Consider the following 2,500-nt stretch of genomic DNA (forward strand, 5'->3'; position numbering starts at 1 on the left):
CTCAGGGTTAGTCAGGACCTAAGCCGAGGCCGACAGGCGTAGGCGATGGACAACAGGTTGATATTCCTGTACCACCTCTTTATCGTTTGAGCAATGGAGGGACGCAGAAGGATAGAAGAAGCGTGCGATTGGTTGTGCACGTCCAAGCAGTTAGGCTGATAAGTAGGCAAATCCGCTTATCGTAAAGGCTGAGCTGTGATGGGGAAGCTCCTTATGGAGCGAAGTCTTTGATTCCCCGCTGCCAAGAAAAGCTTCTAGCGAGATAAAAGGTGCCTGTACCGCAAACCGACACAGGTAGGCGAGGAGAGAATCCTAAGGTGTGCGAGAGAACTCTGGTTAAGGAACTCGGCAAAATGACCCCGTAACTTCGGGAGAAGGGGTGCTTTCTTAACGGAAAGCCGCAGTGAATAGGCCCAAGCGACTGTTTAGCAAAAACACAGCTCTCTGCGAAGCCGTAAGGCGAAGTATAGGGGGTGACACCTGCCCGGTGCTGGAAGGTTAAGGAGAGGGGTTAGCGTAAGCGAAGCTCTGAACTGAAGCCCCAGTAAACGGCGGCCGTAACTATAACGGTCCTAAGGTAGCGAAATTCCTTGTCGGGTAAGTTCCGACCCGCACGAAAGGTGTAACGATTTGGGCACTGTCTCAACCAGAGACTCGGTGAAATTATAGTACCTGTGAAGATGCAGGTTACCCGCGACAGGACGGAAAGACCCCGTGGAGCTTTACTGTAGCCTGATATTGAATTTTGGTACAGTTTGTACAGGATAGGCGGGAGCCATTGAAACCGGAGCGCTAGCTTCGGTGGAGGCGCTGGTGGGATACCGCCCTGACTGTATTGAAATTCTAACCTACGGGTCTTATCGACCCGGGAGACAGTGTCAGGTGGGCAGTTTGACTGGGGCGGTCGCCTCCTAAAGTGTAACGGAGGCGCCCAAAGGTTCCCTCAGAATGGTTGGAAATCATTCGTAGAGTGCAAAGGCATAAGGGAGCTTGACTGCGAGACCTACAAGTCGAGCAGGGACGAAAGTCGGGCTTAGTGATCCGGTGGTTCCGCATGGAAGGGCCATCGCTCAACGGATAAAAGCTACCCCGGGGATAACAGGCTTATCTCCCCCAAGAGTCCACATCGACGGGGAGGTTTGGCACCTCGATGTCGGCTCATCGCATCCTGGGGCTGTAGTCGGTCCCAAGGGTTGGGCTGTTCGCCCATTAAAGCGGTACGCGAGCTGGGTTCAGAACGTCGTGAGACAGTTCGGTCCCTATCCGTCGTGGGCGTAGGAAATTTGAGAGGAGCTGTCCTTAGTACGAGAGGACCGGGATGGACGCACCGCTGGTGTACCAGTTGTTCTGCCAAGGGCATAGCTGGGTAGCTATGTGCGGAAGGGATAAGTGCTGAAAGCATCTAAGCATGAAGCCCCCCTCAAGATGAGATTTCCCATAGCGTAAGCTAGTAAGATCCCTGAAAGATGATCAGGTTGATAGGTTCGAGGTGGAAGCATGGTGACATGTGGAGCTGACGAATACTAATAGATCGAGGACTTAACCATATAATATGTAGCAATGTTATCTAGTTTTGAAAGAATATAAAAAACTTGTTGACTTTAAAAGTTAAATGAGTTACAATGATTCTTGTCTTAAATGAATACAGTCTGGTAATGATGGCAGAGAGGCCACACCCGTTCCCATACCGAACACGGAAGTTAAGCTCTCTAGCGCCGATGGTAGTTGGGACCTTGTCCCTGTGAGAGTAGGACGTTGCCAGGCAATCCGGAGGATTAGCTCAGCTGGGAGAGCACCTGCCTTACAAGCAGGGGGTCGGCGGTTCGATCCCGTCATCCTCCACCATTTAGCCGACTTAGCTCAATTGGTAGAGCAACTGACTTGTAATCAGTAGGTTGGGGGTTCAAGTCCTCTAGTCGGCACCAGAAATCATGGCGGTTGTGGCGAAGTGGTTAACGCACCGGATTGTGGCTCCGGCATTCGTGGGTTCGATTCCCATCAGTCGCCCCATTTTTCTTAAATAAATTAATATGCGGGTGTGGCGGAATTGGCAGACGCACCAGACTTAGGATCTGGCGCCTTTGGCGTGGGGGTTCGACTCCCTTCACCCGCACTTTTAATTAAATAACTCATACATGTCTTGCGGAAGTAGTTCAGTGGTAGAATACAACCTTGCCAAGGTTGGGGTCGCGGGTTCGAATCCCGTCTTCCGCTCCAATTTTCAATATGACATGCCGGGGTGGCGGAACAGGCAGACGCACAGGACTTAAAATCCTGCGGTGGGTGACCACCGTGCGGGTTCGACCCCCGCCCTCGGCACCATATGCGCCCGTAGCTCAATTGGATAGAGCGTTTGACTACGGATCAAGAGGTTAGGGGTTCGACTCCTCTCGGGCGCGTTTTCTTTCGGGAAGTGGCTCAGCTTGGTAGAGCACCTGGTTTGGGACCAGGGGGTCGCAGGTTCAAATCCTGTCTTCCCGATACTTGTTTGGGGCCTTAG

The 2,500-nt window shown here is 52.2% G+C and carries 9 tRNA genes and 2 rRNA genes (2 of these 11 cut by a window edge); all 11 read left to right on the top strand.

From position 1 onward, the window contains the following. Window positions 1–1,547: ribosomal RNA gene (locus tag V7S45_RS00440) — 23S ribosomal RNA — on the top strand; it begins 1,375 nt to the left of the window's first position. Window positions 1,548–1,648: 101 nt separating this feature from the next. Then, a 5S ribosomal RNA gene (gene rrf, locus V7S45_RS00445) occupies window positions 1,649–1,764 on the top strand. Between the two features lie 5 nt (window positions 1,765–1,769). Beyond that, window positions 1,770–1,845 (top strand) — tRNA-Val (locus tag V7S45_RS00450). A gap of 4 nt (window positions 1,846–1,849) precedes the next feature. Further along, window positions 1,850–1,925 (top strand) — tRNA-Thr (locus V7S45_RS00455). A 9-nt stretch (window positions 1,926–1,934) separates the two neighbouring features. Continuing rightward, a tRNA-His gene (locus tag V7S45_RS00460) sits at window positions 1,935–2,010 on the top strand. 22 nt (window positions 2,011–2,032) lie between these two features. After that, a tRNA-Leu gene (locus V7S45_RS00465) sits at window positions 2,033–2,113 on the top strand. 29 nt (window positions 2,114–2,142) lie between these two features. After that, window positions 2,143–2,217: transfer RNA gene (locus V7S45_RS00470), tRNA-Gly, on the top strand. Window positions 2,218–2,233: 16 nt separating this feature from the next. Then, window positions 2,234–2,322 (top strand) — tRNA-Leu (locus V7S45_RS00475). Between the two features lie 3 nt (window positions 2,323–2,325). After that, window positions 2,326–2,399 (top strand) — tRNA-Arg (locus V7S45_RS00480). A gap of 8 nt (window positions 2,400–2,407) precedes the next feature. After that, window positions 2,408–2,481: transfer RNA gene (locus V7S45_RS00485), tRNA-Pro, on the top strand. A 9-nt stretch (window positions 2,482–2,490) separates the two neighbouring features. Then, window positions 2,491–2,500: transfer RNA gene (locus tag V7S45_RS00490), tRNA-Ala, on the top strand; it runs 66 nt beyond the window's last position.

Origin of the sequence: Bacillus sp. BR3(2024) (genome assembly GCF_039134555.1) — a bacterium.
Taxonomy (GTDB): domain Bacteria; phylum Bacillota; class Bacilli; order Bacillales; family Bacillaceae_G; genus Bacillus_A; species Bacillus_A cereus.